This is a genomic window from Komagataeibacter saccharivorans (assembly GCF_003207825.1).
GTDB classification, from domain to species: domain Bacteria; phylum Pseudomonadota; class Alphaproteobacteria; order Acetobacterales; family Acetobacteraceae; genus Komagataeibacter; species Komagataeibacter saccharivorans.
This window is the reverse complement of the sequence record NZ_NKTY01000054.1, coordinates 2,501-5,458: the sequence shown is the minus strand read 5'-3', so window position 1 is coordinate 5,458 and position 2,958 is coordinate 2,501. Positions and strand designations below refer to the sequence as shown.

General features: G+C 55.5%; 2 rRNA genes (1 of these 2 running past the window's edge). Both read right to left on the bottom strand.

The annotated features are described in order from the left end of the window. Positions 1 to 14: 14 nt before the first annotated feature. Positions 15 to 130: ribosomal RNA gene (gene rrf / locus CFR79_RS15000) — 5S ribosomal RNA — on the bottom strand. Positions 131 to 243: 113 nt separating this feature from the next. After that, positions 244 to 2,958: ribosomal RNA gene (locus CFR79_RS14995) — 23S ribosomal RNA — on the bottom strand; it runs 24 nt beyond the window's last position.

Genomic DNA, 2,958 nt, shown 5'->3' with positions numbered 1-2,958 from the left:
GGGGAGACTGGAAGACCTGGCGGCGACCGACTTTCCCGTGCCTTAAGGCACAGTATCATAGGCGCTGGGGCATTTCACGGCCGAGTTCGGGATGGGATCGGGTGGATCATTCCCCGCCATAGCCACCAGGTCATCCAGTCTCCCCGGTATGGGGAGAGGATGTGATGGGTTGGTGCGTTTTTGTTGTTGTGTTGAAGAGTGGATGACTGCTGTGCATGTGTGTTGCCCTTTTGATGGGGCGATGGAATGAGCCTATTGGGCGATTAGGACCAGTTAGCTGCACGCATTACTGCGCTTCCACACCTGGCCTATTGACGTGATGGTCTATCACGGCCCTTGGGGAGACCTTGTTTTGAGGTGGGTTTCCCGCTTAGATGCTTTCAGCGGTTATCCCGTCCACACTTAGCTACCCGGCTGTGCCGCTGGCGCGACAACCGGTGCACCAGAGGTATGTTCATCCCGGTCCTCTCGTACTAGGGACAAATCCTCTCAAGTCTCCAACACCCACGGCAGATAGGGACCGAACTGTCTCACGACGTTCTAAACCCAGCTCACGTACCACTTTAATCGGCGAACAGCCGAACCCTTGGGACCTGCTCCAGCCCCAGGATGTGATGAGCCGACATCGAGGTGCCAAACCTCCCCGTCGATGTGGACTCTTGGGGGAGATCAGCCTGTTATCCCTAGAGTACCTTTTATCCGTTGAGCGATGGCCCTTCCACGCGGGACCACCGGATCACTATGGCCGACTTTCGTCTCTGATCGAGCTGTCACTCTCACAGTCAGGCGGGCTTATGCCATTGCACTCGACAGCCGGTTTCCGACCGGCCTGAGCCCACCATCGCGCGCCTCCGTTACACTTTGGGAGGCGACCGCCCCAGTCAAACTGCCCACCATGCAGGGTCCCGGACCTGGCTAACAGGCCTCGGTTAGACATCAGAAACAGTCAGGGTGGTATTTCAAGGATGGCTCCACCGGAACTGGCGCCCCGGTTTCAAAGCCTCCCACCTATCCTACACAGAATGTCTCTGATGCCACTGCAAAGCTGCAGTAAAGGTTCATAGGGTCTTTCCGTCTGACCGCGGGTACCCCGCATCTTCACGGGGAATTCAATTTCGCTGAGCCGATGCTGGAGACAGCGGGGAAGTCGTTACGCCATTCGTGCAGGTCGGAACTTACCCGACAAGGAATTTCGCTACCTTAGGACCGTTATAGTTACGGCCGCCGTTTACCGGGGCTTCAATTCGGTGCTTGCACACCTCCTCTTAACCTTCCGGCACCGGGCAGGCGTCAGGCCGTATACGTCGTCTCTCGACTTCGCACAGCCCTGTGTTTTTACTAAACAGTCGCTACCCCCTGGTCTGTGCCACCCGCCGATGGTTGCCCACTGACGGGTCTTGCTTATCCCGAAGTTACGCAAGTAATTTGCCTAGTTCCTTCAGCATCGTTCTCTCAAGCGCCTTGGTATTCTCTACCAGTCCACCTGTGTCGGTTTCGGGTACGGTCTATATGCCAGAGCTATTTCCTGGAATACTCCAAAAGCCGGATCAATCCGATAAGACCCGACAACATATTGTATTCGTCACTTCTGGCAGGCCCGGGAATATTTGCCCGGTTTCCATCGACTACGGCTTTCGCCCTCGCCTTAGGGGCCGGCTCACCCTGCGCGGATTAACCTTGCGCAGGAACCCTTGGACTTTCGGCGACAGTGTTTCTCGCACTGTTTGTCGCTACTCATGTCAGCATTCGCACTTCCGATATCTCCAGAGAGGGTCACCCCGTCTCCTTCACAGACCTACGGAACGCTCCGCTACCGCGCATTCAAAGAATGCACCCACAGCTTCGGCACGTGGCTTGAGCCCCGTTACATTTTCGGCGCAGGGTTTCTATTAGACCAGTGAGCTATTACGCTTTCTTTAAAGGATGGCTGCTTCTAAGCCAACCTCCTGGTTGTTTTGGAATCCCCACATCCTTTCCCACTTAGCCACGATTTAGGGGCCTTAGCTGGTGGTCTGGGCTGTTTCCCTCTCGACAATGGACCTTAGCACCCACTGTCTGTCTGCCGAGCTCATACTTCCGGGTATTCGGAGTTTGGTTAGGTTTGGTAAGGCTTTGGGCCCCCCTAGCCCATCCAGTGCTCTACCCCCCGGGGTAATACTCGACGGTCTACCTCAATAGATTTCGCGGAGAACCAGCTATTTCCGAGTTTGATTGGCCTTTCACCCCTAGCCACAGCTCATCCCCGACTTTTTCAACAGGCGTGGGTTCGGCCCTCCAGTGCGTGTTACCGCACCTTCAGCCTGGCCATGGCTAGATCACTCGGTTTCGGGTCTTCTGCCAGCAACTCGTCGCCCTATTCAGACTCGCTTTCGCTGCGCCTACACCTAACGGCTTAAGCTTGCTGCAAACAGAAACTCGCTGACCCATTATACAAAAGGTACGCCGTCACCCCATAAGAGGCTCCGACTGCTTGTAGGCATTCGGTTTCAGGTCTCTTTCACTCCCCTCATCGGGGTGCTTTTCACCTTTCCCTCACGGTACTTGTTCGCTATCGGTCACCAGGGAGTATTTAGGCTTGGAGGGTGGTCCCCCCATGTTCAGACAGGATTTCACGTGTCCCGCCCTACTCAAGGATCATTCCTGACACTACGCATACGGGGCTATCACCCGCTCTGGCCGGACTTTCCATTCCGTTCTGCTTCTTCAAAAATGAACACTGGCCTGTTCCGCGTTCGCTCGCCACTACTAGCAGAATCTCAATTGATGTCTTTTCCTCCGGGTACTTAGATGTTTCAGTTCCCCGGGTTCGCCTCATGCCCCTATGTATTCAGAACATGATACCCATCGCTGGGTGGGTTGCCCCATTCAGATATCCACGGATCAAAGCCTGCTCGCGGCTCCCCATGGCTTTTCGCAGCGTGCCACGTCTTTCATCGCCTCCTGGTGCCAAGGCATCCA